Genomic DNA, 23,788 nt, shown 5'->3' with positions numbered 1-23,788 from the left:
GCCTCACCTCAAGTTTAGGCCGGGCTGCACGGTACTGGGGCTTTGACGGGTGCCGCCGGCTCCCCTGGCGATCAACAGCGGCGACCGTGAGACTGGCGGGGTGCAGCTACCCAGGGTGATCACGTGGGCGCTCGGCGCCGTGCTGCTGCTGAGCGCCTGCACCACCGAGCCGACCGCGCCCCCGGCCCCGCCGCCGCCTGGCACCCCCGCGCTGCAGGTGCAGACCGTGGCCGCCGGGCTGGAGCACCCCTGGGACGTGGGGTTCCTGCCGGACGGGTCGATGCTGGTGACCGAGCGGGCAGGGCGCCTGCAGCTGGTGCGCGACGGCGTCACCACCGCGGTGCGCGCCGACCTCTCCGACGTCCACGCCCGCGGCGAGGCGGGCCTGATGGGCCTGCTGGTGCACCCCGACTTCGCCGGCAGCCGGCAGTTCTCCACCTGCCAGGCCCACGCCCAGGACGGGCGAGCGGTGGACGTGCGGGTGAGCACCTGGCAGCTGTCCGCCGACGGCGCGAGCGCGACTCGGGTCGGTGACCCGCTGCTGTCCGGCATCCCGCTGAACCCCTCGGGGCGCCACTCCGGCTGCCGGCTCGCGCTGGGTCCCGCCGGCGAGCTGCTGGTCGCCACCGGCGACACCGCCCGCGCCGGCGTGGCCCAGGACCTGGGCTCGCTGGGCGGCAAGACCCTGCGCGCCGACCTGGCCACGGGTGCCGCCCTGCCCGGCGCCCCGCTGCCCGAGCACCCCTACGTGTGGACCTACGGCCACCGCAACCTGCAGGGCGTCGCGGTGCGTCCGGGCAGCGGGCAGGTGTACACCGCCGAGCACGGGCCGGACGTGGACGACGAGGTGAACCTGCTGCGCGCGGGCGCCAACTACGGGTGGGACCCCAGCCAGGGCGGCACCGAGACCAGCTACGACGAGTCGGTGCCGATGACCGACACCGCACGCTTCCCGGACGCGGTGGCGGCGCTGTGGTCCTCCGGAGATCCCACCGAGGCGGTCTCCGGCGCCACCTTCCTCACCGGCGCGCAGTGGGGTCCGCTGGAGGGCGGGCTGGTGGTGGCCGCGCTCAAGGGCCAGCAGGCGCTGGTGCTGCGGCTGGACCCCGCCGGCCAGGTGAGCGACGTGGTGCAGCTGCCCGAGCTGGACGGCACCCACGGGCGGCTGCGCGCGGTGCAGCAGGGCCCCGACGGCGCCCTCTACGTCACCACCGACAACGGCTCCGGGGACGAGCTGCTGCGGGTCACCCCCACCGGCGGCTGAGGGCCCCGGCTCAGGGCCGGCCCACTCCGAGGTAGGTCCACCCCGCCGCCCGCCAGCGGGCCGGGTCCAGGCAGTTGCGGCCGTCGATGACGACCCGGGCGCCGACCTGGCCGGCGAGGGACTCCGGGGCGAGCTGGCGGAACTCCTCCCACTCCGTCAGCACGAGCACCGCGTCGGCGCGGGTGCAGGCCTCCAGCGCGGTGGTCGCGTAGGTGAGCGTGGGGAACACCCGCCGGCAGCTCTCCGTCGCCTTGGGGTCGTACACGCTCACCGCGGCGCCCTGCAGCTGCATCTGCCCGGCCACGTTCAGCGCCGGCGAGTCACGCACGTCGTCGGAGTCGGGCTTGAACGCCGCCCCCAGCACCGCCACCCGGGCGCCGAGCAGCGAGCCCCCGACGGCGAGGCGGGTGCGCTCGACCATGGCGGCGCGGCGGCTCATGTTGACGTTGTCCACCTCGCGCAGGAAGGCCATGGCGTGGCCCACGCCCAGCTCGCCGGCGCGGGCCATGAACGCCCGGATGTCCTTGGGCAGGCAGCCGCCGCCGAACCCGATGCCGGCGTTGAGGAAGCGACGGCCGATGCGGTCGTCGTAGCCGATGGCGTCGGCCAGCCGCACCACGTCCGCGCCGGCGGCCTCGCAGACGTCGGCGATGGCGTTGATGAAGGAGATCTTGGTGGCCAGGAAGGCGTTGGCGGCCACCTTCGCCAGCTCGGCGGTGGCCAGGTCGGTGACCAGCAGCGGGACGTCCTCGGCCAGCAGCTGCGCGTAGATCTCCCGGGTCAGCCGCTCGGCGGTGCCCGGGCGGTCCGCGTCGACGCCGAGGACCAGCCGGTCGGGATGGATGGTGTCCTGCACGGCGAAGCCCTCCCGGAGGAACTCGGGGTTCCACGCCAGCTCCACCTCGTCGCCGGCCGGGGCCACCGCGCGCAGCCGCGCACCGAGGACGGCGGCGGTGCCCACCGGCACGGTGGACTTGCCGAGGACCACCGCCGGCGTGGTGAGGAGCGGCGCCAGCGAGTCGATCACCGCCTCCACGGCCGTCAGGTCGGCGGAGAGCTCGCCGGTCTTCTGCGGGGTGCCGACGGTGAGGAAGTGCACGTCGCCCCAGGCGGCGGCCTCGGCGTAGGAGCCGGTGAACCGCAGCCGGCCACCGGCCAGGTGCGCCTGCAGGATCTGTTGCAGCCCGGGCTCGTAGAACGGGACCTCGCCGTCGTTGAGCTTGGCCACCTTGCCGGGGTCCACGTCCACCCCGAGCACGTCGTGGCCCAGCTCGGCCATGCTCGCCGCGTGGGTGGCGCCCAGGTACCCGGTGCCCAGCACCGTGATCCTGTGACCCATGGAGCAGAGAATGCCTGGTCAGGCGGCCTGGCGCCGGATGAGCAGCGGCGCTCAGGTCACCCGCAGCCGCGGGGTGCTCTCCAGGTGCGCCAGCCCGTTCCAGCACAGGTTCACCAGGTGCGCGGCCACCGCCTGCTTGTCCGGCACCCGCTCGTCCAGCCACCACTGCGCCGTCAGCGCCACCATGCCCACCAGCGACTGCGAGTACATCCGCGCCATCTGCCGCGGGTAGCCGCGCTCGGCGAACTCGTGGCCCAGGATGTGCTCCACCTGGCTGGCCACGTCGTTGAGCAGGCCGGAGAAGTGGCCGGTGAGGGTGAACGGCGGTGAGTCGCGCACCAGCACGCGGAAGCCGTCGGTGCACTCCTCCACGTAGGTGAGCAGCGCCATGGCCGCCTGCTCCAGGCGCACCCGTGGGTGCGCGGCCGAGCGCACCCGCGGCTGCCCGACCGACAGCGCGGTGCTGATCCGCCGCAGCAGCTCCTGGGTCTCCTGCTCCACCACCACGCCGTAGATGCCGTCCTTGCCACCGAAGTGGCCGTACACCACCGGCTTGCTCACCCCGGCACGCAGCGCGATCTCCTCCACCGACGTCGCGGCGTAGCCGCGCTCGGCGAAGAGGGCACGGGCGACGTCCACAAGCTGCGCACGGCGCTGCAAACCGGTCATCCGGGCCCGGACGGGCGGGGTGGGGTGCTGCTCAGCTGACACGATGCTCCACTCTGCCCGCGTCACCAGTGACCACTTGGCGCACCGAGCCTATCCACCGCCGGCGCCGACCATGGCCGTGTCCGCCCAGGGCTCCGCTCGTGAGACCATCGTCGGGCATGCTTTCCGCCGTGGTGTAAAGGCAGCACCTCTGATTTTGGTTCAGATGGTTCAGGTTCGAATCCTGGCGGCGGAGCGACGCCCGCCCGGCACCGGGCGGGCCGTAGGATCACTGCGAGTGGTTGGCCTCGGCCGACCCGCGTGCGGTGGCCCGTGCGGTGTGACCCCAGACTGTCGTGAGGAGCTTCTACGGGTATGCAGGCTGAACGCATGCGCACTGGTCCATCCGCCGAACCCGCCGCAGTGGTGGTGCTGGCTGCCGGAGCCGGGACGCGGATGCGCTCCAGCCTGCCGAAGGTGCTGCACCAGGTGGGCGGGCGCAGCCTGCTCGCGCACTCCCTGCACGCCGCGGCCGGGCTCTCCCCCCGCCACCTCGTCGCCGTGGTCGGGCACGACCGCGAGCGGGTCGGCGCGGCGGTGGCCGACGTTGCTGCCGAGCTGGACCGCCCCGTCGCTGCCGCCGTGCAGGCCGAGCAGAACGGCACCGGCCACGCCGTGCAGTGCGCGCTGGCCGAGCTGCCCGCCGACCTCACCGGGACCGTGGTGGTGACCTACGCCGACGTGCCGCTGCTGGACACCGCGACGCTGCGCGAGCTGCTGGCCGCGCACACCGAGCAGGACGCCGCGGTCACCGTGCTCACCACCCACCTGTCCGACCCCACCGGCTACGGCCGGGTGCTGCGCGACGACACCGGGCAGGTCAGCTCCATCGTGGAGCACAAGGACGCCTCCCCGGAGCAGCTGGCGGTCACCGAGGTCAACTCCGGTGTGTACGCCTTCGACGCGGCCGTGCTGCGCACCGGGCTGGGTCGGCTGGACACCAACAACTCCCAGGGCGAGCTGTACCTGACCGACCTGGTGCACGGTGCCCGCACGGACGGCCACCGGGTGGCCGGGCTCGCCGTCACCGACGACTGGCTGGTGGCCGGCGTCAACGACAAGGTGCAGCTGTCCCAGCTGGGCGCGGAGCTCAACCGGCGGGTGCTGGCGCGCTGGATGCGCGCCGGCGTGACCGTGGTCGACCCCGCCACCACCTGGCTGGACGTCACCGTCGAGCTGGCCCCCGACGTGCAGCTGCACCCCGGGGTGCAGCTGCACGGGCGCACCCGGGTGGACACCGGCGCTCAGGTGGGGCCGGACACCACCCTCACCGACGTGCGCGTGGGGGCGAACGCCTCGGTGGTGCGCACCCACGGCAGCGAAGCCGTGATCGGCGCGGATGCCACGGTGGGCCCGTTCGCCTACCTGCGCCCCGGCACCGTGCTGGGCGCGGCCGGCAAGATCGGCACCTTCGTGGAGACCAAGAACGCCAGCATCGGCGCCGGCTCCAAGGTCCCGCACCTGACCTACGTCGGCGACGCCACCGTGGGCGAGCACAGCAACATCGGCGCCTCCAGCGTGTTCGTCAACTACGACGGCGTGAGCAAGAGCCGCACCGAGATCGGCTCGCACGTCCGCACCGGCTCCGACACCATGTTCATCGCCCCGGTGCGGGTGGGCGACGGCGCCTACACCGGCGCGGGCACCGTGGTCAGCCAGGACGTGCCGCCGGGAGCGCTCGCCGTCTCCGGGGGCCGCCAGCGCAACATCGAGGGCTGGGTCGCCCGCAAGCGCCCCGGCACCGCCGCCGCGCAGGCCGCCGAGGCCACCCGCGCCACCGCAGCAGCACCACAGACCCCCACCACCCCCACCCTCTCAACTCCTAAGGACGGCGAAGCTCTGTGAGCGCTATGCCCGCAACGCCCAAGAAGAACCTGATGTTTTTTGCCGGGCGCGCGCACCCCGAGCTGGCCGACCAGGTTGCCGAGCAGCTGGGCGTCTCCATCACCCCGCAGACCGCCCGCGACTTCGCCAACGGCGAGATCTTCGTGCGCTTCGAGGAGTCGGTGCGTGGGTGTGACGCCTTCGTCCTGCAGAGCCACTGCGCGCCCATCAACACCTGGCTGATGGAGCAGCTGATCATGGTCGACGCGCTCAAGCGCGCCTCCGCCAAGCGGATCACCGTGATCATGCCGTTCTACCCCTACGCCCGGCAGGACAAGAAGCACCGCGGCCGGGAGCCGATCTCGGCCCGCCTCATCGCGGACATGTTCAAGACCGCCGGCGCGGACCGCATCATGACCGTGGACCTGCACACCGCGCAGATCCAGGGCTTCTTCGACGGCCCGGTGGACCACCTGCTGGCCACCTCGCTGCTCTCGGAGTACGTCACCAGCAAGTACCCCGACGAGAACGTCACCGTGGTCTCCCCCGACTCCGGCCGGGTCCGCCAGGCGGAGAAGTGGGCCGACACCCTCGGCGGCGTGCCCATCGCGTTCGTGCACAAGACCCGTGACCCGCGGGTGCCCAACCAGGTCAAGGCCAACCGCGTGGTCGGCGACGTCGAGGGGCGCACCTGCATCCTCATCGACGACATGATCGACACCGGCGGCACCATCGCCAGCGCCGTGCAGGTGCTGCGCGACGCCGGGGCCAAGGACGTCATCATCGCCGCCACCCACGGCGTGCTGTCCGGCCCGGCCACCGAGCGGCTGTCCACCTGTGGCGCCCGCGAGGTCATCTTCACCAACACCCTGCCCATCGGCGAGGACAAGCAGTTCCCGCAGCTGACGGTGCTCTCCATCGCACCGCTGCTGGCCCGCGCCATCCGGGCGGTCTTCGAGGACGGCTCGGTGACCAGCCTCTTCGACGGCGACGCCTGAACCCGTCGCTGCTCACCCGCAGCCGCACGGCGGATAATCTGCGGCACAGCTAGCAGATTATCTGCACGGCGGCTGCTAGTCTGGCGCCGTTCGTGCCGGTGCTGGTGGATGGAGCAAGCATGGCGGAGACACCGGCCTCGCAGCGCGGGGTGTACGGGATCTCGGTGGCCGCCGAGCTCTCCGGCATCAGCCCGCAGACGCTGCGGCTCTACGAGCGCCGCGGGCTGGTCGCGCCCTCGCGCACCGACGGGGGCACCCGCCGCTACAGCGAGGACGACCTGCGCCAGCTGCAGCGGGTGGCGGAGCTGGTGGAGGCCGGGGTCAACCTGGTCGGGGTCGCCCACATCGTGGAGCTGGAGCAGCACAACGTGCGCCTGCGCCGGAGCAACGACGAGCTCACCTCGGACAACAGCCAGCTGGAGAGCGACAACGCCCGGCTGCGGGCCGAGCGCGGGGACTGAGCCTCCCCGCACGCCCGTCGGTGCGGAGCGGTCGCGGTGGTGCGGTAGGCTTCCCCAGTTGTCTCGGCGAGGGTGACCCGCACGTGCAGGGTCCCGTGATCGACGCGGCTGCGGTCTTGACGACGCACGGCTGTGACGTGTCCACCCCTCGCCGGGCCCCGGACCAGCTGTCGCACCAAGAACCGCACCAAGGAGTCATCGTGGCCGAGAACATCACCCTCAACGCTGAGAAGCGCACCGAGTTCGGCAAGGGTGCTGCCCGCCGCACCCGCAACGCCGGCAAGGTCCCCGCCGTGGTCTACGGCCACGGCACCGACCCCGTGCACCTGGCGCTGCCCGCGCTGGAGTTCGCCCGCGTGCTGCGCGCCCACGGCACCAACGCCGTCATCACCGTCACCGCCGACGGCGAGGAGCACCTGGCGCTGGTGAAGACCGTCGTCGTGCACCCGCTGCGCAACTACATCGAGCACGCCGACCTGCTGGTGATCCGTCGCGGCGAGAAGGTCAACGTCGAGATCCCCGTCACCATCGTCGGCGACCCGGCCCCCGGCGCCCTGGTCACCCAGGACGCCAGCACGGTCGAGGTCGAGGCCGACGTCATGACCATCCCGGAGCAGATCGAGGTGTCCATCGACGGCCGCCCCGTCGGCACGCAGATCGTCGCCAGCGACCTCGCGCTGCCCGAGGGCGCGACCCTGGTCTCCGACCCGGAGATGCTGGTCGTCAACATCGTGGAGGCCCCCTCCGAGGCCGCGCTGGAGGCCGAGCTCGACACCGAGGGCGCCGGCGTGGTGGAGGATGCTCCGGACGAGGGCACCGTGGCCGACGAGGCCCCCGCCGCGGACAACGCCTCCGAGGCCGACCAGAGCTGAGCCTCTCGCTCAACGCAGTCACACCGGCGGCGCGTCTCCCCTTCTGCGGGTGGCGCGCCGCTGGTGCGTCCGGCTGACCCCCACACTCCGAAGAGGACCGATGCCCGACCACACTCCCGGACCGCCCGCTGCGGCGCCGGGCCGCCCGAGCGCCCACGCCAGCGCTACCGCGGTCGCCGCGGCCCCGCCCGACCCCGCGCTGCCCGCCATGGTCGTGGGTCTGGGCAACCCGGGACCGTCCTACGCCCGCACCCGCCACAACGTCGGCTTCCTCGTCGCCGACCTGCTCGCGGCCCGGATGAGTGGACGCTTCAGCGCGCACAAGCGCAGCAACGCCGAGGTGGTGGAGGGGCGGCTGGCGAACCGGCGCACCGTCCTCGTCAAGCCGCGCACGTTCATGAACGAGGCCGGCGGCCCGGTCAGCTCGGCGGTCAAGTTCTTCTCGGTCGGGGTGAGCGAGCTGGTGGTGGTGCACGACGACCTCGACCTGGAGCTGGGCACCGTGCGGCTCAAGCGCGGTGGCGGTGAGGGCGGGCACAACGGCCTGCGCTCCATCAGCCGTTCGCTGGGCAGCAAGGACTACCTGCGGGTGCGCGTCGGCATCGGCCGCCCGCCCGGGCGGATGGATCCCGCGGACTACGTGCTCAAGCCGTTCGCGGGCTCCGAGCGCACCGCGGTGGAGCTCGCCGTGGACGACGCCGCCGACGCGGTGGAGCTGCTGCTGGTGCGCAGCCTCACCGACGCCCAGCAGGTGGTGCACGCCCGCTAGCCCCGTGCCTCCCCAGACACGGCACCGCCCCGGTCCGCAGGTGCGGCCGGGGCGGTGCTGTGTCTGGCGGTGCTGTGTGTGCGGGGACTAGCTGACCAGGGCCACCGAGGTGGAGCGGCGCAGCTTGCCCGACGGCGTCTTGGGCACCGAGCCCGGGGCCAGCACCGTGACGTTGCGCGGGCGCACCCCGGTGGCGCTGACCACCGCGGCGGTCACCTCCTTGCGGATGCGCTCCACCTGGGCCTCGTCGGCGTGCTGGTTGCTCTCCAGCACCACGGCGAAGGACTCCCGGCGCTCGCCGGCCTCCATCCGCACGGCCACCACGTTGCCGGCACGCACCCCGGCGACGGTGGCTGCGGCCCGCTCGATGTCGGTGGGGTAGATGTTGCGCCCACCCATGATGATGACGTCCTTGACGCGGCCACAGACCACCACGTGGCCGTCCTCGGTGACGTAGCCCTCGTCACCGGTGTCCAGCCAGCCCTCGTCGTCGCGGATGTCCTGCGGGCCGTCCACGGTGAGGTAGCCGGGGGTGATCGGCTCGCCGCGCAGCTGCAGCACGCCGACCCCGCGGGTGGGCAGCACGTTGCCCTCCGGGTCGACGGTGCGCACCTCGATGCCCTCCAGCGGCAGACCCAGGCTCGGGAAGCCGCGGGTGTTCTCCCCCGTGGCGGGCTTGGCCACCCGGTCGCGCTCCAGCGCGTCGGTGTCCACCGTGTCCACGATGAGGTCGGTGTCCAGCGGGTGGAAGGAGATGGCCAGGGTGGACTCGGCCATGCCGTAGGCGGGAACCATCGCCGAGGAGCGCAGGCCGAAGCGGGCCCCGGCCTCCAGGAAGCTGAACGCCGCGGCCGGGTCGATCGGCTCGGCGCCGTTGAGCGCGAAGCGCATGGAGGACAGGTCGTACTTGCCGTCCTCCTCCTTGGCCAGGCGCTTGGCGACCACGGCGTAGGCGAAGTTCGGGGCGGCGGTGATGGTGCCCTTGTAGCGGCTGATCAGCTCCAGCCACAGCAGCGGGGAGCGCAGGAAGTCCATCGGGGTGATGGAGATGAGGTCCACGCCCAGGGTCATCGGCACGGTGAGGAACCCGACCATGCCCATGTCGTGGAACAGCGGCAGCCAGCTGACCATGACGTCGTTGCCGTAGTCGAAGTTGGCGCCCTTGGCCATGCCCAGGATGTTGGCGTTGAGGTTGCGGTGGGTGATCCGCACGCCCTTGGGGGTCCCGGTGGAGCCCGAGGTCAGCTGCAGCAGCGCCGTGGCGTCCTCGTCCACCTCGAGCGGGTCCGTGTCCGGGCCGGTGACCAGGTCAGCCATCTCCACCACGGCGACCTTGCGCTCCTCCAGCAGCGGCTTGATGGCGCCGAAGGGCTCGCCGAGCAGGACGACGCTGGCGCCGACCATGTCCAGCACCGTCATGGTCTCCTCGGCCCACACGCCCAGGTCGGTGCGCGGGGTGGGCTGGTGCAGCATGGTGACGCTGGCGCCACGCATCCACGCCGACTGGATCGCCGGGGCGATCTCCACCGACTCACCGGCCAGGATGGTGACTGCGTCACCGGGGCCCACCCCCGCGGCGGCCAGCGCACCGGCGCCCTTGCGGGCCAGCGCGTGGATCTCGCCCCAGCTGCGGCGCAGGGGTGCATCCGGCTCACCGGTGACCATCCCGTTCGGGGAGGTGGCAGCGGTGCGGTACAGGGTCTCGGTAAACGTACTCACGGGTAACACAATAGAGGGCGTTGCCCCAAACCTCTGCAGGGCTCGGCAGGAAACGCGGGCACCGGCCACATTTGCCGGAGCGATACCCTGGGGTGCTGACCACCCGAAAGGACCACTCGTGACCCAGACCCCCTCCGCACCGGCTTCCGAGGAGCGTCTCGCGAGCGACCGTGCCGGGCTGGCAGTGGCCAACGAGGTCGCCCGCAGGCGCACGTTCGCCGTGATCAGCCACCCCGACGCCGGAAAGTCCACGCTCACCGAGGCCCTCGCCCTGCACGCCAAGGTGATCTCCGAGGCCGGTGCCATCCACGGCAAGGCCGGCCGCCGCTCCACCGTCTCCGACTGGATGGAGATGGAGAAGGCCCGCGGCATCTCGGTGACCTCCACCGCGCTGCAGTTCACCTACCGCGACACGGTGATCAACCTCGTCGACACCCCCGGCCACGCCGACTTCTCCGAGGACACCTACCGGGTGCTCACCGCCGTCGACGCCGCCGTCATGCTCATCGACGCCGCCAAGGGCCTGGAGCCGCAGACCCTCAAGCTGTTCCAGGTCTGTCGCCACCGCGGCATCCCGGTGATCACCGTCATCAACAAGTGGGACCGGCCGGGCCAGGCGCCGCTGGAGCTGATGGACGAGATCGAGGAGCGCATCGGCCTCAAGCCCACCCCGCTGCTGTGGCCGGTGGGCATCGCCGGCGACTTCCGCGGCCTGCTGGACCGCACCAACGACTCCTACATCCGCTTCACCCGCACCGCCGGCGGCGCCAAGATCGCCCCCGAGGAGCTGATGGACGCCGAGGCGGCCGCGGCGCGCGAGGGCGTGGACTGGGGCAACGCCGTGGAGGAGAGCGAGCTGCTGAGCATCAGCGGCGCCGACCACGACCAGGAGCAGTTCCTGGCCGGGCGCACCTCCCCGGTGATCTTCGGCTCGGCGATGCTCAACTTCGGCGTGCACCAGATCCTGGACGCGCTGGTCGACCTCGCTCCCCCGCCGGGTGACCGTCCTGACGTGGACGGTCACCCCCGCCCGGTGACGGCACCCTTCAGCGCGGTGGTGTTCAAGGTGCAGGCGGGCATGGACTCCGCGCACCGCGACCGGCTGGCCTACATCCGGGTGTGCTCGGGCACCTTCGAGCGGGGCATGGTGGTGACCAACGCCGCCACCGGCAAGCCGTTCACCACCAAGTACGCCCAGTCGGTGTTCGGCCGCGAGCGCTCCACGGTGGAGACCGCCTACCCCGGCGACGTGGTGGGCCTGGTCAACGCGCTCACCCTGCGCCCCGGCGACACCCTCTACACCGAGGAGCCGGTGCGCTACCCGCCGATGCCCAGCTTCGCGCCGGAGTTCTTCGCGGTGCTGCGGGCCGACAGCGCCGGCAAGTACAAGCAGTTCCGCCGCGCGGTGGACCAGCTGGACTCCGAGGGCGTGGTGCAGGTGCTGCGCAACGACCTCCGCGGCGACGCCTCCCCAGTGCTGGCGGCGGTGGGCCCCATGCAGTTCGAGGTGGTGGCCGCGCGGATGAAGGCCGAGTTCGACGTCGAGGCCAAGATGGAGAACCTGGGCTACTCGCTGGCCCGGCGCACCAACGCGGAGTCGGCCGACGAGCTCAACCGCCAGCGCGGCATCGAGGTGTTCACCCGCAGCGACGGGGTGCTGCTGGCGCTGGTCAGCGACAAGTGGCGCCTGCAGTACATCCAGAAGGAGCACCCCGGGCTCACCCTGGAGCCGCTCGTGGCCGCCGCCGACTGACGGACGTGCCCAGCGCAGGGATCGGCAGCCACCACGTGCGGGCGGTGCTGCAGGGAGTGGTCGCGGACGAGCGGGCCGAGCTGCTCGCCAGTGCCGGCATCGACGGCACCGGGCTCGACGGCACCGGACTCGACGGCACCGGGCTCGACGGCGATGGTGGCCCGCCGGTGGTGTCCACCGAGCAGTTCGCCCGGCTGGTGCGCGGGGTGTGGGACCACCTGGACGACGAGCTGATGGGGCACTGGCCGGTGCCCAGCCGGCGCGGCACCTTCGCCACCATGGGGCTGCTGGCGGTGCACTGCCCCGACCTGCGCACCGCGCTGACCCGGGCCACCGCGTTCTACCACCTCTTTCCCGGTGGGCCGCGGTTTCGGCTGCAGGTGGGTGCGGAGCAGACCCGGCTGGAGCTGGCGCCTGGGCCCGGGGTGTTCCTCACCGAGTCGCTGCTGATGATCTGGCACCGCTTTGCCAGCTGGCTGGTGCGGGCGCCGATCGTGCCGCTGGCGGTGGAGCTGGCCTATCCCCCGCCGGCGCACCGCGGGGAGTACACCCAGCTGTTCGGGGCGCCGGTGGTCTTCGACCAGCCGTGCAGCGCGCTGGTGCTGGACACCGCGGATCTGCACACCTCGGTGCAGCGCGACGAGCGGGCGCTGGCCGGGTTCCTGCGCAGCTCTCCGGCCGACCTGCTGGCCCGCCGCGAGCACGGCACCAGCCGCGCCGCCGCGGTGCGCCGGGTGGTGGGTGAGGACCTGGCCGCCACCGGGCTGCTGCCCACGCTGCCGCACGTGGCCGCCCGGCTGGGCTACAGCCCGGCGTCGCTGCGCCGCCACCTCGCCGCCGAGCGCACCTCCTACTCGGCGGTGTGCGACGCGCTGCGCCGTGACCTGGCCACCGCCAGCATCACCGACGCCCACGAGCCGCTGGACGAGCTGGCCGTGCGGCTGGGCTTCTCCGAGGCCAGCGCCCTGCACCGGGCGTTCCGGCGGTGGACCGGGCACTCACCCGGCTCCTACCTGGCCGCGCAGCAGCGCTGAGCGGCCGGCCCCTGAACGAGCAGCACCGCCCCGCGACCAGGGGTCACGGGGCGGTGCTGGGTGCGCGGGGAGAGCTCTAGAACTGCTCGCCGGCCTCGGCCTTGGCGACCAGCAGCGCGGGCGGGGCGAACCGCTCGCCGAAGCGCTCGGCCAGCTCCTTGGCCCGCTCCACCGCCTGCGGCAGACCGTAGCCGTTGAGGAACTGCAGCACGCCACCGGTCCAGGGGGCGTAGCCGATGCCGAAGATGCTGCCGATGTTGGCGTCGGCGACGGAGTCGATGACGCCCTCCTCCACGCAGCGCACCGACTCCAGGGCCTCCGCGAAGAGGAAGCGGTCCCGGATGTCCTGGCCGGTGAGCTCGGCGCCGCCGTCGGCCTTGCCGAAGTTCTCCGCCAGCCCGGGCCACAGGCGCTTGCCGCCGGACTCGGGGTAGTCGTAGAAACCGGCGCCCTTGGCCTTGCCCGGGCGGTTGAACTCGTTGACCATCTTGTCGGTCACCGCGAAGCCCGGGTGGTCGGCGCTCATGCCGCTGCTGTCGCCGGTCTCGGCGATGTCGGCCAGGGTCTGCTTGCGGATGGCCAGCATCAGCGTCATGGACACCTCGTCGGACACCGCCAGCGGGCCCACCGGCATGCCGGCCTTGAGGGCCTCGGTCTCGATGCGCGCCGCGGGCACGCCCTCGCCCAGCAGGGCCTGGCCCTCGCTGGTGAACGTGCCGAACACCCGGGAGGTGAAGAACCCGCGGGCGTCGTTGACCACGATGGGCGTCTTGCCCAGCGCGAGCACGGTGTCGAAGGCGAAGGCCAGCGTCTCGTCGCTGGTCTTCTCGCCGCGGATCAGCTCGACCAGCTGCATCTTGTGCACCGGGGAGAAGAAGTGCATGCCGACGAACTTGGCCGGGTCCGGCACCGCCGAGGCCAGCCCGGTGATGGGCAGGGTGGAGGTGTTGGAGGCGATGGTGGCCTCCGGCGCCGCAGCGGCGACCTTGTTGTGCACCTCGGCCTTGACCTTGCGGTCCTCGAACACGGCCTCGATCACCAGGTCGCAGCCGGCCACCTGGGCGGCGTCGTCCACGGGGGTGACCAGGGCCAGGGTGGCGTCCCGCTTGTCCTGGGCCAGGCGGCCCTTGGCCACCTTGGCGTCCAGGATGTCGGCGCCGTGCTTCTTGCCGCGCTCGGCGGCCTCCAGGCTGGCGTCGACCAGGACGACCTCGATGCCCCGGGTGGAGGCGACGTGGGCGATGCCCGCACCCATCATGCCGGCGCCGATGACGCCGATCTTGGTGGGCGTGCGCTTGGCCGGACCGTCAGGCCGCGAGCCGCCGCCGTTGATCTGGTTGAGCTGGAAGAAGAACGCGCTGATCATGTTCTTGGAGATCTGCCCGGCGGCGAGCTCGGCCAGGTAGGCCGTCTCCACCCGCAGGGCGGTGTCCACGTCGACGTTCATGCTCTCCACGGCGGCGGAGACGATCGCCTCGGGGGCGGGCTGGGTGCCGTGGGTCTTCTTGCGCAGCATGGCCGGGATGGCGGCCATCATCATGCCGGCGTCGCGCACGCTGCCGCCGGGGATCTGGTAGCCCTTGGCGTCGAAGGGCTGGGCGCTGGTGGGGTTGTCCTTGATCCAGGCCTTGGCCGCGGTGAGCAGCTCGTCCGGCGTCTCCACCAGCTCGTGCAGCAGGCCCGCCTGCTGGGCCTTCTCCGGGGTGAGCTGGCGGCCCTCAGTGAGCAGCGGCAGCGCCGCGGCCAGGCCGATGAGCCGGACGGTGCGGACCACGCCGCCGCCACCGGGCAGCAGGCCCAGGGTGACCTCGGGCAGGCCCAGCTTGATCTTGGGGTTGTTCACCGCGATGCGGCGGTGGCAGGACAGCGCGATCTCCCAGCCGCCACCGAGGGCGGCGCCGTTGATCGCGGCGACCACGGGCACGCCCATGGTCTCGATGGCCCGCAGGTGGCCCTTCATCTCGTTGCCGCCCGCGGCGAAGTCCTGGGCGGTCTCCGGGGTGACCTTGATGAGCTCGTTGAGGTCACCGCCGGCGAAGAAGGTCTTCTTGGCCGAGGTGATGACGATGCCGGTGACCTGCTCGCGCTCGGCGGTGAGCCGCTCGACGGTCTCCTTGAGCGAGCTGCGGAACAGCGCGTCCATGGTGTTCGCGGAGCGGCCCGGGGCGTCCAGGGTGAGGGTGACGACACCGTCGGCGTCGCGGTCGTACGTGATAGCCGAGCTGTCAGTGTTCATAGATTCGCTGGTCATGGTGGGTCAGACCCTCTCGATGATGGTGGCGATGCCCATGCCGCCGCCGACGCAGAGCGTGGCGAGGCCGCGACGGAGCTGGCGGCGCTCCAGCTCGTCGGCGAGGGTCATCAGGATCATGGCGCCGGTGGCGCCCAGGGGGTGGCCCATGGCGATGGCGCCACCGAGCACGTTGACCTTGGCCGGGTCGAGGTCGAGGTCGCGCTGGAACTTCAGCACCACCGAGGCGAAGGCCTCGTTGATCTCGAACAGGTCGATGTCGTCGGCGGTGAGGCCGGCGCGCTGCAGTGCCTTGCGGGCGGCCGGGGCCGGTCCGGTGAGCATGATGGTGGGCTCGCTGCCGATGACGGCGGTGGCGACGATGCGCGCCCGCGGGGTCAGGCCCAGGTCGCGGCCGGCCTGCTCGTTGCCGATCAGCACCGCGGCGGCGCCGTCGACGATGCCCGAGGAGTTGCCGCCGGTGTGCACGTGGTTGATGCGCTCCACCTGCGGGTAGCGGTCGATGGCCACGGTGTCGAAGCCGATGGCGCCCTGGTCGGCGAAGGCCGAGCGCAGCTTGCCCAGGATCTCCGGGGTGGTGCCGGGGCGGACGGTCTCGTCGCGGTCGAGCAGCAGGGTGCCGACGCGGTCGCGCACGGCCACCACGGAGCGGTCGAAGTGGCCCGCGGCCCAGCCGGCGGCGGCACGCTCGTGCGACTGCGCGGCGTAGGCGTCCACGTCGTGGCGGCTGAAGCCCTCGAGGGTGGCGATGAGGTCGGCGCCGATGCCCTGGGGCACGAAGTTCGCCTTGAGGTTGGTCTCCGGGTCGGCGAACCAGGCGCCACCGTCGGAGGCCATCGGGACGCGGGACATGGACTCCACGCCGCCGGCGACCACGAGGTCCTCGAAGCCGGAGGCGACCTTGGCGGCGGCCAGGTTCACGGCCTCCAGGCCGGAGGCGCAGAAGCGGTTGAGCTGCACACCGGCGACGCTCTCGTCCCAGCCGGCGACCATGACGGCGGTGCGGGCGATGTCCGCGCCCTGCTCGTCCACCGGGGACACGACGCCGAGGACGACGTCGTCGACCCGGGAGGTGTCCAGGTCGTTGCGCTCGGCGAGCGCGGAGAGCACGCCCGCGGTGAGGGTGACGGGCTTGACGCCGTGCAGGGCGCCCTTCTTGCCCTTGCCGCGTGGGGTGCGCACGGCGTCGTAGATGAACGCCTGGGGAGCGCCGGACGAACCTGACATGGAGCCTCCAAAGAAGAGAACAAACGAGTCAGCAGTCGCGCTGACCGGCACGATGTTACTGCCCGGTAGCTAAGGAACCCCTGACCGCAGCGCTCGTCCTGGGTGGCCGCATCGCTCACTCCCCTACGCTCGCTGACGTGGCGCGCTGGCGGGTGGGACGCGTGGGCCTCGCCGTGCTGGGGTGCGCGCTGGTGGGGTTCCCGCTGGTGGGGTGCGCCACGCCTGACGTGTCCGCACCGGCCGTGCCGTCCTCGTCCGTGCCGTCCTCGTCCAGCGTCGCCCCCACCACCAGCCCCGTTGCCGCAGCTCCGCTCTACGTCGAGCGCGTGCAGTGGGTGGACACCGCCAAGGGCCGCACGCTGCGCGTGTACCCCAGCGCCGCCGGTCGCGCCGCGGCCAGCACCGCCGCGGGCACCGCGGCCTGGGCCGAGGTGGTGGCCGCGGCTCCGGGGGCCGACACCGCATCGCTGCACGACCAGTTCCGCTGCCACTGGGAGCTCGCGCGGCTGTTCGAGCCGGCCAAGCCCTCGTGGAACCTCGAGCAGTGGCGCCCCGACGTGGGCTACCGCGCCACCGTGGACGCCGAGTGCAACCCCGGCGGCCCGGAGTAGCGCCCGCTCCGTCTCCGGAGGAGCGACACTTGCGGACGGGCCGCTAGCCGGCTGCAAGTGCGCCGCAACCGCCGCGCCCCACCGTGGTGGACATGACCACCACCCACCCCCAGCCCCTGCCCCCCGACGCTGTCGCCGAGCTCCGCGGATCGGTCCGCGGCCGGCTGCGCTACCCGCACGACCCCGACTACGACCACCTCGTCACCGGCCACAACCGGGCGGTGACCCACCAGCCCCTGGTGGTGGTGGAGCCCGCCGAGCCCGCCGACGTCGCCGCCGCCGTCGCGGTGGCCACCCGCCACGGGCTCGCGGTCACCACCCAGACCACCGGCCACGGCACCACCGCCCCGGCGGTGGGCGGGCTGCTGCTGCTCACCCACCGGCTGGACACCATCGACGTGGACCCCGTGGCCGGCGCCGTCACCGTGGGCGCGGGCACCACCTGGGGCCCGGTGCTCGACGCCTGCGACGCCGTCGGGCTGGCCCCGGTGGGCGCCACCTACCCCACCGTCGGCGTCGTCGGCTTCACCCTGGGCGGCGGCATCGGCCCGCTGGCCCGCCCGCGCGGCTTCGCCGCCGACCACGTGCTCGCCATGCAGGTGGTCACCGCCGACGGCATGGTCCGCACCGTCGACGCCGCGCAGCACCCGGACCTGTTCTGGGCGCTGCGCGGCGGCAAGACCGGCCTGGGTGTGGTCACCGCGCTCACCCTGGCCCTGCAGCCCGCGCCCCGCCTGCACGCGGGCACCGCCTGGCTGCCCGCCGAGCAGGTCACCGCCGGGCTGGCCGGCTACCTGGCGTGGACCCGCAGCGCGCCGGAGTCGGTGAGCTCCTCGGCCACCGTGCTGCACCTGCCCGACCTGCCCGCACTGCCCCCACCCCTGCGCGGCCAGCACGTGCTGCAGCTGCAGCTCTGCCACGAGGGCACCCCCGAGACCGGCGCGCGGCTGGTGGAGCAGCTGCTGGCCGGACACACCCCGGTGCTGGCGACCTTCGGCGAGCACAGCTCCGCCACCCTGGCCGCCCAGCAGGCGGAGGGCGCCGAGCCCATGCCGTCCTGGCAGCGCGGCCGCCTGCTGCACGGAGTGGACAGCGCCACGGCCCGAGACACCGTCGTGCAGGCCGTCACCGAGCCGATGCAGGACCCGGCCAGCCCGCTGATGGCGGTGGAGCTGCGCCACCTCGGCGGGGCGCTGCGCCACGAGCCGGCCGGCGGCAACGCGGTGGGCGGCCGGCAGGCGGAGTACCTGGTGAGCGTGCTGGGCGTGCCGGTGCCCGAGCTCTTCGCCACCGCCGTGCCCGCTGCCGCCGACGCGCTGCTGGCCGGGCTGGGCCGCTACGACTGCGGCACGCAGCTGAACTTCCACGGCCCCGTCGACGACGCGCACCCGCTCAGCGACGCCTGGCCACCGGCGGTGCACGCCCGGCTGACCGAGCTGCGCCACCGCCTCGACCCCACCGGCACCTTCGCCTGATCCCCCAGACCGCTCTCGGACAAGGACCTCATCATGAGCACGTTGCTGAGCAGGCTCGGACGGGCCTGCGCCCTGCACCCCTGGCGGACCGTCGCAGCCTGGGTGGTGGTGCTCGTCGCTGCCCTCGGGGCGGCCGCCCAGCTGGGCGCCGCCCCGCACGACAACTACGACACCCCCGGCACCGAGTCGACCGCGGCCACCGCCTTCCTGCGGGAGAGCTTCCCGCAGTCCGCCGGGGACGAGGCCCGCGTCGTCCTGCACCGCGCTGGGGCACCGCTGGAGGCCGCCACGGTCGAGCAGGTGCGCGAGCGCACCGCCACCCTGGACGGCGTCAGCACCGTGAGCCCGCGCTGGTCGGCCGACGGGCGCACCGCGCTGCTGGTGGTGCAGTACTCCATCCCGGTCACCGACTTCGCCGGCACCGAGGGGGTGGACGCGCTGCGCGCGGCCGCTGGGCCCGCCACCGACGCCGGGGTGCAGGTGGAGCTGGGTGGGCTGGTGGCCGAGGACGCCCAGGAAGGGGGCAGCTCCGCCGAGCTCATCGGCCTGGCCGTCGCCGCGGTGGTGCTGCTGCTGGCCTTCGGCTCCGTGCTCGCCGCCGGGCTCCCCCTGCTGGTGGCCCTGTTCGGGCTGGGGGTGGGCTCGGCCGGCATCACCCTGCTCGCCGCGGTCACCGACATCAGCACCTCTGCCCCGTTCGTCGCCGCCATGGTGGGCATCGGGGTGGGCATCGACTACGCGCTGCTGCTGCTCACCCGGTTCACCGAGCACCTGCACGAGGGCCGGGCCCCGGTGGACGCTGCCGCCGACGCCAACGCCGAGGCGGGGACCTCGGTGGTGTTCGCCGGGGCCACGGTGCTGCTGTCGCTGCTGGGCCTGGGGCTCAGCGGGTTGCCGGTGTTCACCTCCTTCGGCTACGCCACCGGGCTGGTGGTGCTGTGCGTGGTGCTCACCGCCATCACCCTGGTCCCCGCGCTGTGCGGGGCGGCCGGGCACCGGTTGCTGGGCCGGGCCGGGCGCCGCCGCGCCCGCGCCGGCACCACCCCGCTCTCGGCGCGCTGGGCCGTGCGGGTGAGCCGCCGCCCGGTGGCGTGGGGCCTGGCGGCGCTCACCCTGCTGCTGCTGCTGGCCGCGCCCGCGCTGGCTATGCGCACCTGGCCGCAGGACGCCGGCAGCGGGCTGGACTCCCAGACCACCCGGCGGGCCTACGACCTGGTGGAGGCGGGCTTCGGGCCCGGCGCCAACGGGCCGCTGGTGGTGGCCGTCGACCTGCGCGACGGCCGGACCGAGCGGGTGGCGCAGACCGTCACCGCGCTGCAGAGCACCCCCGGGATCGCCCAGGTGGCCCCGCCGGTGCTGAACCAGGCGGGCACCGCGGCGCTGGTGCAGGTGCAGCCGAGCACCAGCCCGCAGGACCCGGCCGCGGCGGCGCTCATCCGCCACCTGCGCGCGGACGTGCTGGAGCCGGGCGTGATGGTCACCGGCACCACCGCGGTGTTCGCCGACATCGCCGACAAGCTGGCGGTCCGGCTGTGGGTGGTGATCAGCTTCGTGGTGGCGGTGTCGGTGCTGGCGCTGGTGGTGGTGTTCCGCTCGGTGCCGATCGCGCTGAAGGCTGCCGCGCTGAACCTGCTGAGCGTCGGCGCCGCCTACGGAGTGCTCACCATGGTGTTCCAGTGGGGCTGGGGCGCCACCCTGCTCGGGCTGCCGCACGCCACGCCGGTGTCCACCTGGGTGCCGATCCTGCTGTTCACCGTGCTGTTCGGGCTGTCCATGGACTACGAGGTGTTCCTGGTCTCGCGCATCCGCCGGGAGTGGCTGCGCACCGGGGACGCGGCCGGCAGCGTGCACCGCGGCATCGGCGCCACCGGGCGGGTGATCACCTGCGCGGCGCTGATCATGGTGTCGGTGTTCCTGGCCTTCGCCACCGACACCGACCTCACCGTGAAGATGGTGGGCGTGGGCATGGCCACCGCCATCGCGGTGGACGCGACGGTGGTGCGGATGGTGCTGCTGCCGTCGGTGATGGTGCTGCTCGGCGAGCGGGCCTGGTGGCTGCCGGCCTGGCTGGACTCCCGGCTTCCCGGGCAGCGCAAGCCCCTGCGACCTGCGGAAAGGGCTCGATCCGAGACGCCGACGACCGTACCCTCCTGAGGGTGGTGCGGGTCAGCATCTTCGGCACGGTGCGCGCCGAGCTCGACGGGACTCCCCTCGAGCTCGGCGGTCCGCGCCAGCGCGCGGTGCTGGGGCTGCTGGTGGCGGCGGGCCGCCGGGTGGTCTCCGCCGACCGCTTCCTGGACGACCTGTGGGCGGGCCACCCGCCGCCCAAGGCCAGCGGCGCCCTGCAGGCCTACATCTCCCACCTGCGCAAGCGGCTGGAGCCCGACCGGCCGCGGCGACGCCCGGCGGCGGTGATCGTCAGCGCCGCGCCGGGCTACCTGCTGGCGCTGCCCACCGAGTCGGTGGACGCCTGGCACTTCCAGGCGCTGCTGGCCCGCGCTGGCGAGGTCACCGACGCGCACCAGGTGACCGCCCTGGTGGAGCAGGCGCTGGCGCTGTGGACCGACGAGCCCTACGCCGCCTACCCGGACCAGCCCTGGGCCGCCGCGGAGGCGCGGCGCCTGGGCGAGCTGCGCGCGAGCGCGGTGGAGCTGCGGGCCACCGCGGGGCTGCAGCTGGGGCGCTCCGCGCAGCTGGTGGCGGCCGACCTCGCCCAGCACGTGCGGGCCCACCCGTTGCGCGAGCAGGCGGTGCACGCCCTGGCAACGGCCCTGTACCGGGCCGGACGGCAGGGTGAGGCGCTGGCCGAGCTGAGCTCGCTGCGCAGCCGGCTGGTGGCGGAGCTGGGCGTGGACCCCAGCCCCGCGGTGCGCGCGCTGGAGGCGGACATCCTCGCCCACGCCGAGCACCTGCAGGTCCCCGTCCCGCCGGCCCCGCCCGCGGCCGCCCGCGTCGTCCCGCCGGCCCCGCCCGCGGTGGCGCGCCGCTCCGGGGCGGGCTTCGTCGGCCGGCACGCCGAGCTGGCCCGGCTGCGGCGCGCGGCCGAGCAGGCGCGCGACCGGCTGGCGGTGGTGTGGGTGTGCGCCGAGGCCGGGTTCGGCAAGTCCGCGCTGGTGGAGCGGTTCTGCGACGAGTCGGCGGCGACGGCCACCGTGGTGCGGGGCCGCTGCGCCGAGGTGGACGGTGCGCCGGCCGGCTGGGCGTGGCGGGAGGTGCTGCGGTCGCTGGACGGTGCCGAGGCCAGCACCCCGTTCGAGCTGGCCTCGGCGCTCACCGGGGCGCTGGCCGGGCGCAGCGCCGGGGGGCCGGTGGTGGTGGCCGTGGACGACCTGCACCGCGCCGACGGGGAGACCCTGCAGATCTTTCGTCACCTCGCCCACCAGGGGCAGCCCGGCGTGCTGCTGGTGGCCACCTTCCGCGGTGAGGAGGTCTCCGCCGAGCTGGGCGCCACCTTCGCCGCCGTCGCCGACCGCACCGTCGACCGCATCGAGCTGGGCGGGCTGGAACCGGCCCCGGCCCAGCGGCTGCTGCAGGAGCTGGTGGGCGAGGCGCTGCCCGCGGCGACGTGGCGGTCGCTGGTGGAGCGCTCCGCGGGCAGTCCGCTGTTCCTGCGCCAGCTGGGTCGGCTGGTGGCCGCCGAGGGCGCCGAGCAGGCCCTGCGCGAGCTGCCCTCGGCCATCCGCGACCTGCTGCAGCGCCGCATCGCCCGGCTGCCCCCGGCCACGGTGGAGCTGTTGTCGCGGGCGGCGGTGCTCGGCCGCGACATCGACCTGGACCTGTTGCTGGAGGTGGAGGCCACCCAGCTGCCCCGCCCGGCCACCGCCACCGAGCTGGAGGAGCAGGTGGTCGACGACCTGGACGCGGGCGTGGTGGCCGGGCTGCTGCAGGTGCCCGCCCCCGGCGAGGTGCGCTTCACCCACGCCCTGGTCCGCGACGCCCTCTACGAGCGGCTGGCTCCCATCCGCCGCAGCCGCCTGCACCAGTCGGTGCTCGCCCTGCTGGAGACCCGCCATCCCGACCGGGTGGAGGCCATGGCCCACCACAGCGCCGCGGCCCTGGACGCCCGGGTGGCCGGGCGCGCCGTCGGGCACCTGGGCGCCGGCTGCGAGCGGGCGATGGAGCACGGGGCGTTCGACGAGGCGATCCGGCACGCCCGCGCCGCCCTGCAGGCCCACGAGCTGGCGCACACCCCGGCCCCCGCGCGCTTCGCGGTGCAGCGCCACCTGGTGCACGCCCTCGCCGCGCACGGCGAGCTGGCGCTGGCGCGGCAGGAGCGGGCCAGGGCGGTGCAGTGGGCGCAGCAGCACGGCGGGCCCCGCGACGTGGCCCGGGCCCTGGTGTGGCAGGCGCCGACGGTGTGGACCATCCGTGAGCTGTCCCTGCTGGACGAGACCGTGGTGGCTCAGCTGGAGCGGGCCGTGGCCGTGGTCACCGAGCCGGGTCCGCTACGGGTGGACCTGCTGGCCAGCCTGGCCCTGGAGACGGAGAGCACTCGGTTGTTCCGCCGGGCGGAGCAGTGCTCGGCCGAGGCGGTGGAGCTGGCCACCCGGCTGGGCGACCCGGTGCTGCTGTGCCGGGCGCTCAACGCCCGCTACCTGGTGGCGTTCCCACCACGGCCGGCCGGACAGCTGCGGGCGGTGGGCGAGCAGCTGCTGGCGGTGGCGCAGGAGGCGGGGCTGCTGACCTACCAGGCGGTGGCCCACCACGTGCTGTTCGGCGCCGCGGCCGACGCCGGCGACCTGGAGCTGGCCGCCGAGCACGTGGCGCACGCGACGCGCTCGGGCAGCGCCGGACAGCTGCCGCTGCTGCTGGCGGTGGCCGCGATGTTCTCCGGCGCGGTCGCGCTGACCCGCGGCGACCTGGACGCGGCCAGGGACACCTACGCGGCGACGGCCCAGCAGCTGCAGGCGTCGGGGGATCCCAACGGGGTGGCGATGGACGTGGTGCTGCGCTTCACGGTGGCCCACGCCGCCGGGGACTGTGCCGACTTCGTCGAGGAGCTGACCAGCTGGCTGGACCTGCGCCCGCGAGGGGTCAACGACATGGTGGTGACCGCGCTGCTGGACGCGGGCCGGCTCGAGCAGGCGCAGGCGGTGTGGGACCCGGCGCTGCCGGTGCTGCACGACTACCTGTGGCTGTACTTCGCCGGGCTGCGGGCCGACAACGCTGCCCGCCTGGCCCACCCCGCGGCCTGCGCGGAGTGGTACGCCCAGCTGCTGCCGTGGGCCGGGCACCTCGCCGGCATCCAGGGCGGTGCGGCCACCCTGGGCCCGGTGGACCTGTACCTGGCCAAGCTGGCGGGGGCGCGGGGCGACGCTGCCGCCAGCGCGCGCCACGCCGCCGACGCGGCGGCCCTGGCCGACAAGCTCGGCGCCGCGCACTGGGCTCGCCAGGCGCGTGCCCTGCTCTGACCACCCGGGGGGCGGGGCAGGGGCCGCGACGCAGAACGGCCCCGCAACCCTCGAGAGGGTGCGGGGCCGTTC

General features: G+C 73.7%; 17 protein-coding genes and 1 tRNA gene. 13 read left to right on the top strand and 5 right to left on the bottom strand.

All coding sequences use genetic code 11. The features are described from left to right. Positions 1-115: 115 nt before the first annotated feature. Positions 116-1,264: a PQQ-dependent sugar dehydrogenase gene (locus ELX43_RS03550; RefSeq protein ID WP_127782162.1), complete on the top strand. Its 1,149-nt coding sequence runs from the start codon at positions 116-118 to the stop codon at positions 1,262-1,264. Between the two features lie 10 nt (positions 1,265-1,274). Here the strand turns inward: ELX43_RS03550 and ELX43_RS03545 are convergent, their stop codons facing one another. Both ELX43_RS03545 and ELX43_RS03540 read right to left on the bottom strand, forming a co-directional pair. Continuing rightward, a complete protein-coding gene (locus ELX43_RS03545) occupies positions 1,275-2,603 on the bottom strand; it encodes a UDP-glucose/GDP-mannose dehydrogenase family protein (RefSeq protein WP_127782161.1) in 1,329 nt (442 codons plus the stop codon). 51 nt (positions 2,604-2,654) lie between these two features. Next, on the bottom strand, positions 2,655-3,272 hold the full coding sequence (locus ELX43_RS03540; protein WP_127784644.1) for a TetR/AcrR family transcriptional regulator: 618 nt from the start codon (positions 3,270-3,272) through the stop codon (positions 2,655-2,657). 164 nt (positions 3,273-3,436) lie between these two features. Between ELX43_RS03540 and ELX43_RS03535 the strand changes: the two genes are divergently transcribed. The 6 genes from ELX43_RS03535 to pth all read left to right on the top strand — a co-directional run bounded on the left by ELX43_RS03535 (position 3,437) and on the right by pth (position 8,235). Continuing rightward, a tRNA-Gln gene (locus ELX43_RS03535) sits at positions 3,437-3,507 on the top strand. A 134-nt stretch (positions 3,508-3,641) separates the two neighbouring features. Next, complete coding sequence (glmU, locus tag ELX43_RS03530) at positions 3,642-5,156, top strand: bifunctional UDP-N-acetylglucosamine diphosphorylase/glucosamine-1-phosphate N-acetyltransferase GlmU (RefSeq protein ID WP_127782160.1); 1,515 nt, start codon at positions 3,642-3,644, stop codon at positions 5,154-5,156. A 5-nt stretch (positions 5,157-5,161) separates the two neighbouring features. After that, positions 5,162-6,133 (top strand): ribose-phosphate diphosphokinase, encoded by a 972-nt coding sequence (locus ELX43_RS03525; RefSeq protein ID WP_127782159.1) that lies wholly within the window; start codon positions 5,162-5,164, stop codon positions 6,131-6,133. A 119-nt stretch (positions 6,134-6,252) separates the two neighbouring features. Beyond that, positions 6,253-6,594 (top strand): helix-turn-helix transcriptional regulator, encoded by a 342-nt coding sequence (locus tag ELX43_RS03520; protein ID WP_127782158.1) that lies wholly within the window; start codon positions 6,253-6,255, stop codon positions 6,592-6,594. A 200-nt stretch (positions 6,595-6,794) separates the two neighbouring features. Continuing rightward, complete coding sequence (locus ELX43_RS03515; protein WP_127782157.1) at positions 6,795-7,466, top strand: 50S ribosomal protein L25/general stress protein Ctc; 672 nt, start codon at positions 6,795-6,797, stop codon at positions 7,464-7,466. A gap of 208 nt (positions 7,467-7,674) precedes the next feature. Continuing rightward, the gene (pth, locus tag ELX43_RS03510; protein WP_127784643.1) at positions 7,675-8,235 is read left to right on the top strand and encodes an aminoacyl-tRNA hydrolase; all 561 of its coding nucleotides are present in this window, start codon (positions 7,675-7,677) and stop codon (positions 8,233-8,235) included. Between the two features lie 87 nt (positions 8,236-8,322). Here pth and ELX43_RS03505 read toward each other — a convergent pair whose 3' ends face one another. Further along, positions 8,323-9,954 (bottom strand): fatty acyl-AMP ligase, encoded by a 1,632-nt coding sequence (locus tag ELX43_RS03505; RefSeq protein ID WP_127782156.1) that lies wholly within the window; start codon positions 9,952-9,954, stop codon positions 8,323-8,325. Positions 9,955-10,138: 184 nt separating this feature from the next. On the opposite strand from ELX43_RS03505, the gene ELX43_RS03500 reads away from it, so the two are divergent. Further along, positions 10,139-11,707, top strand: coding sequence for a peptide chain release factor 3 (locus ELX43_RS03500; RefSeq protein WP_241249853.1), 1,569 nt, complete (start codon positions 10,139-10,141; stop codon positions 11,705-11,707). Positions 11,708-11,712: 5 nt separating this feature from the next. Continuing rightward, positions 11,713-12,741 (top strand): AraC family transcriptional regulator, encoded by a 1,029-nt coding sequence (locus ELX43_RS03495; RefSeq protein WP_127782154.1) that lies wholly within the window; start codon positions 11,713-11,715, stop codon positions 12,739-12,741. Between the two features lie 76 nt (positions 12,742-12,817). Here ELX43_RS03495 and ELX43_RS03490 read toward each other — a convergent pair whose 3' ends face one another. Beyond that, positions 12,818-14,977 (bottom strand): 3-hydroxyacyl-CoA dehydrogenase NAD-binding domain-containing protein, encoded by a 2,160-nt coding sequence (locus ELX43_RS03490; protein WP_127782153.1) that lies wholly within the window; start codon positions 14,975-14,977, stop codon positions 12,818-12,820. Positions 14,978-14,998: 21 nt separating this feature from the next. Continuing rightward, positions 14,999-16,219 (bottom strand): acetyl-CoA C-acetyltransferase, encoded by a 1,221-nt coding sequence (locus ELX43_RS03485; RefSeq protein WP_127782152.1) that lies wholly within the window; start codon positions 16,217-16,219, stop codon positions 14,999-15,001. A gap of 137 nt (positions 16,220-16,356) precedes the next feature. Between ELX43_RS03485 and ELX43_RS03480 the strand changes: the two genes are divergently transcribed. The 4 genes from ELX43_RS03480 to ELX43_RS18155 all read left to right on the top strand — a co-directional run bounded on the left by ELX43_RS03480 (position 16,357) and on the right by ELX43_RS18155 (position 23,716). After that, on the top strand, positions 16,357-16,830 hold the full coding sequence (locus tag ELX43_RS03480; protein ID WP_164860572.1) for a DUF2599 domain-containing protein: 474 nt from the start codon (positions 16,357-16,359) through the stop codon (positions 16,828-16,830). A 92-nt stretch (positions 16,831-16,922) separates the two neighbouring features. Beyond that, complete coding sequence (locus ELX43_RS03475) at positions 16,923-18,305, top strand: FAD-binding oxidoreductase (protein ID WP_127782150.1); 1,383 nt, start codon at positions 16,923-16,925, stop codon at positions 18,303-18,305. Positions 18,306-18,338: 33 nt separating this feature from the next. Beyond that, positions 18,339-20,459, top strand: coding sequence for an MMPL family transporter (locus ELX43_RS03470; RefSeq protein WP_127782149.1), 2,121 nt, complete (start codon positions 18,339-18,341; stop codon positions 20,457-20,459). Positions 20,460-20,461: 2 nt separating this feature from the next. Then, complete coding sequence (locus ELX43_RS18155; protein ID WP_164860571.1) at positions 20,462-23,716, top strand: AfsR/SARP family transcriptional regulator; 3,255 nt, start codon at positions 20,462-20,464, stop codon at positions 23,714-23,716. The last annotated feature ends 72 nt before the right edge of the window (positions 23,717-23,788 follow it).

The sequence above is a fragment of the Rhodococcus sp. X156 genome, from assembly GCF_004006015.1.
Lineage (GTDB): Bacteria > Actinomycetota > Actinomycetes > Mycobacteriales > Mycobacteriaceae > X156.
Note: the sequence above shows the minus strand (reverse complement) of the source record. Positions and strands in the feature narration are given on the sequence as shown.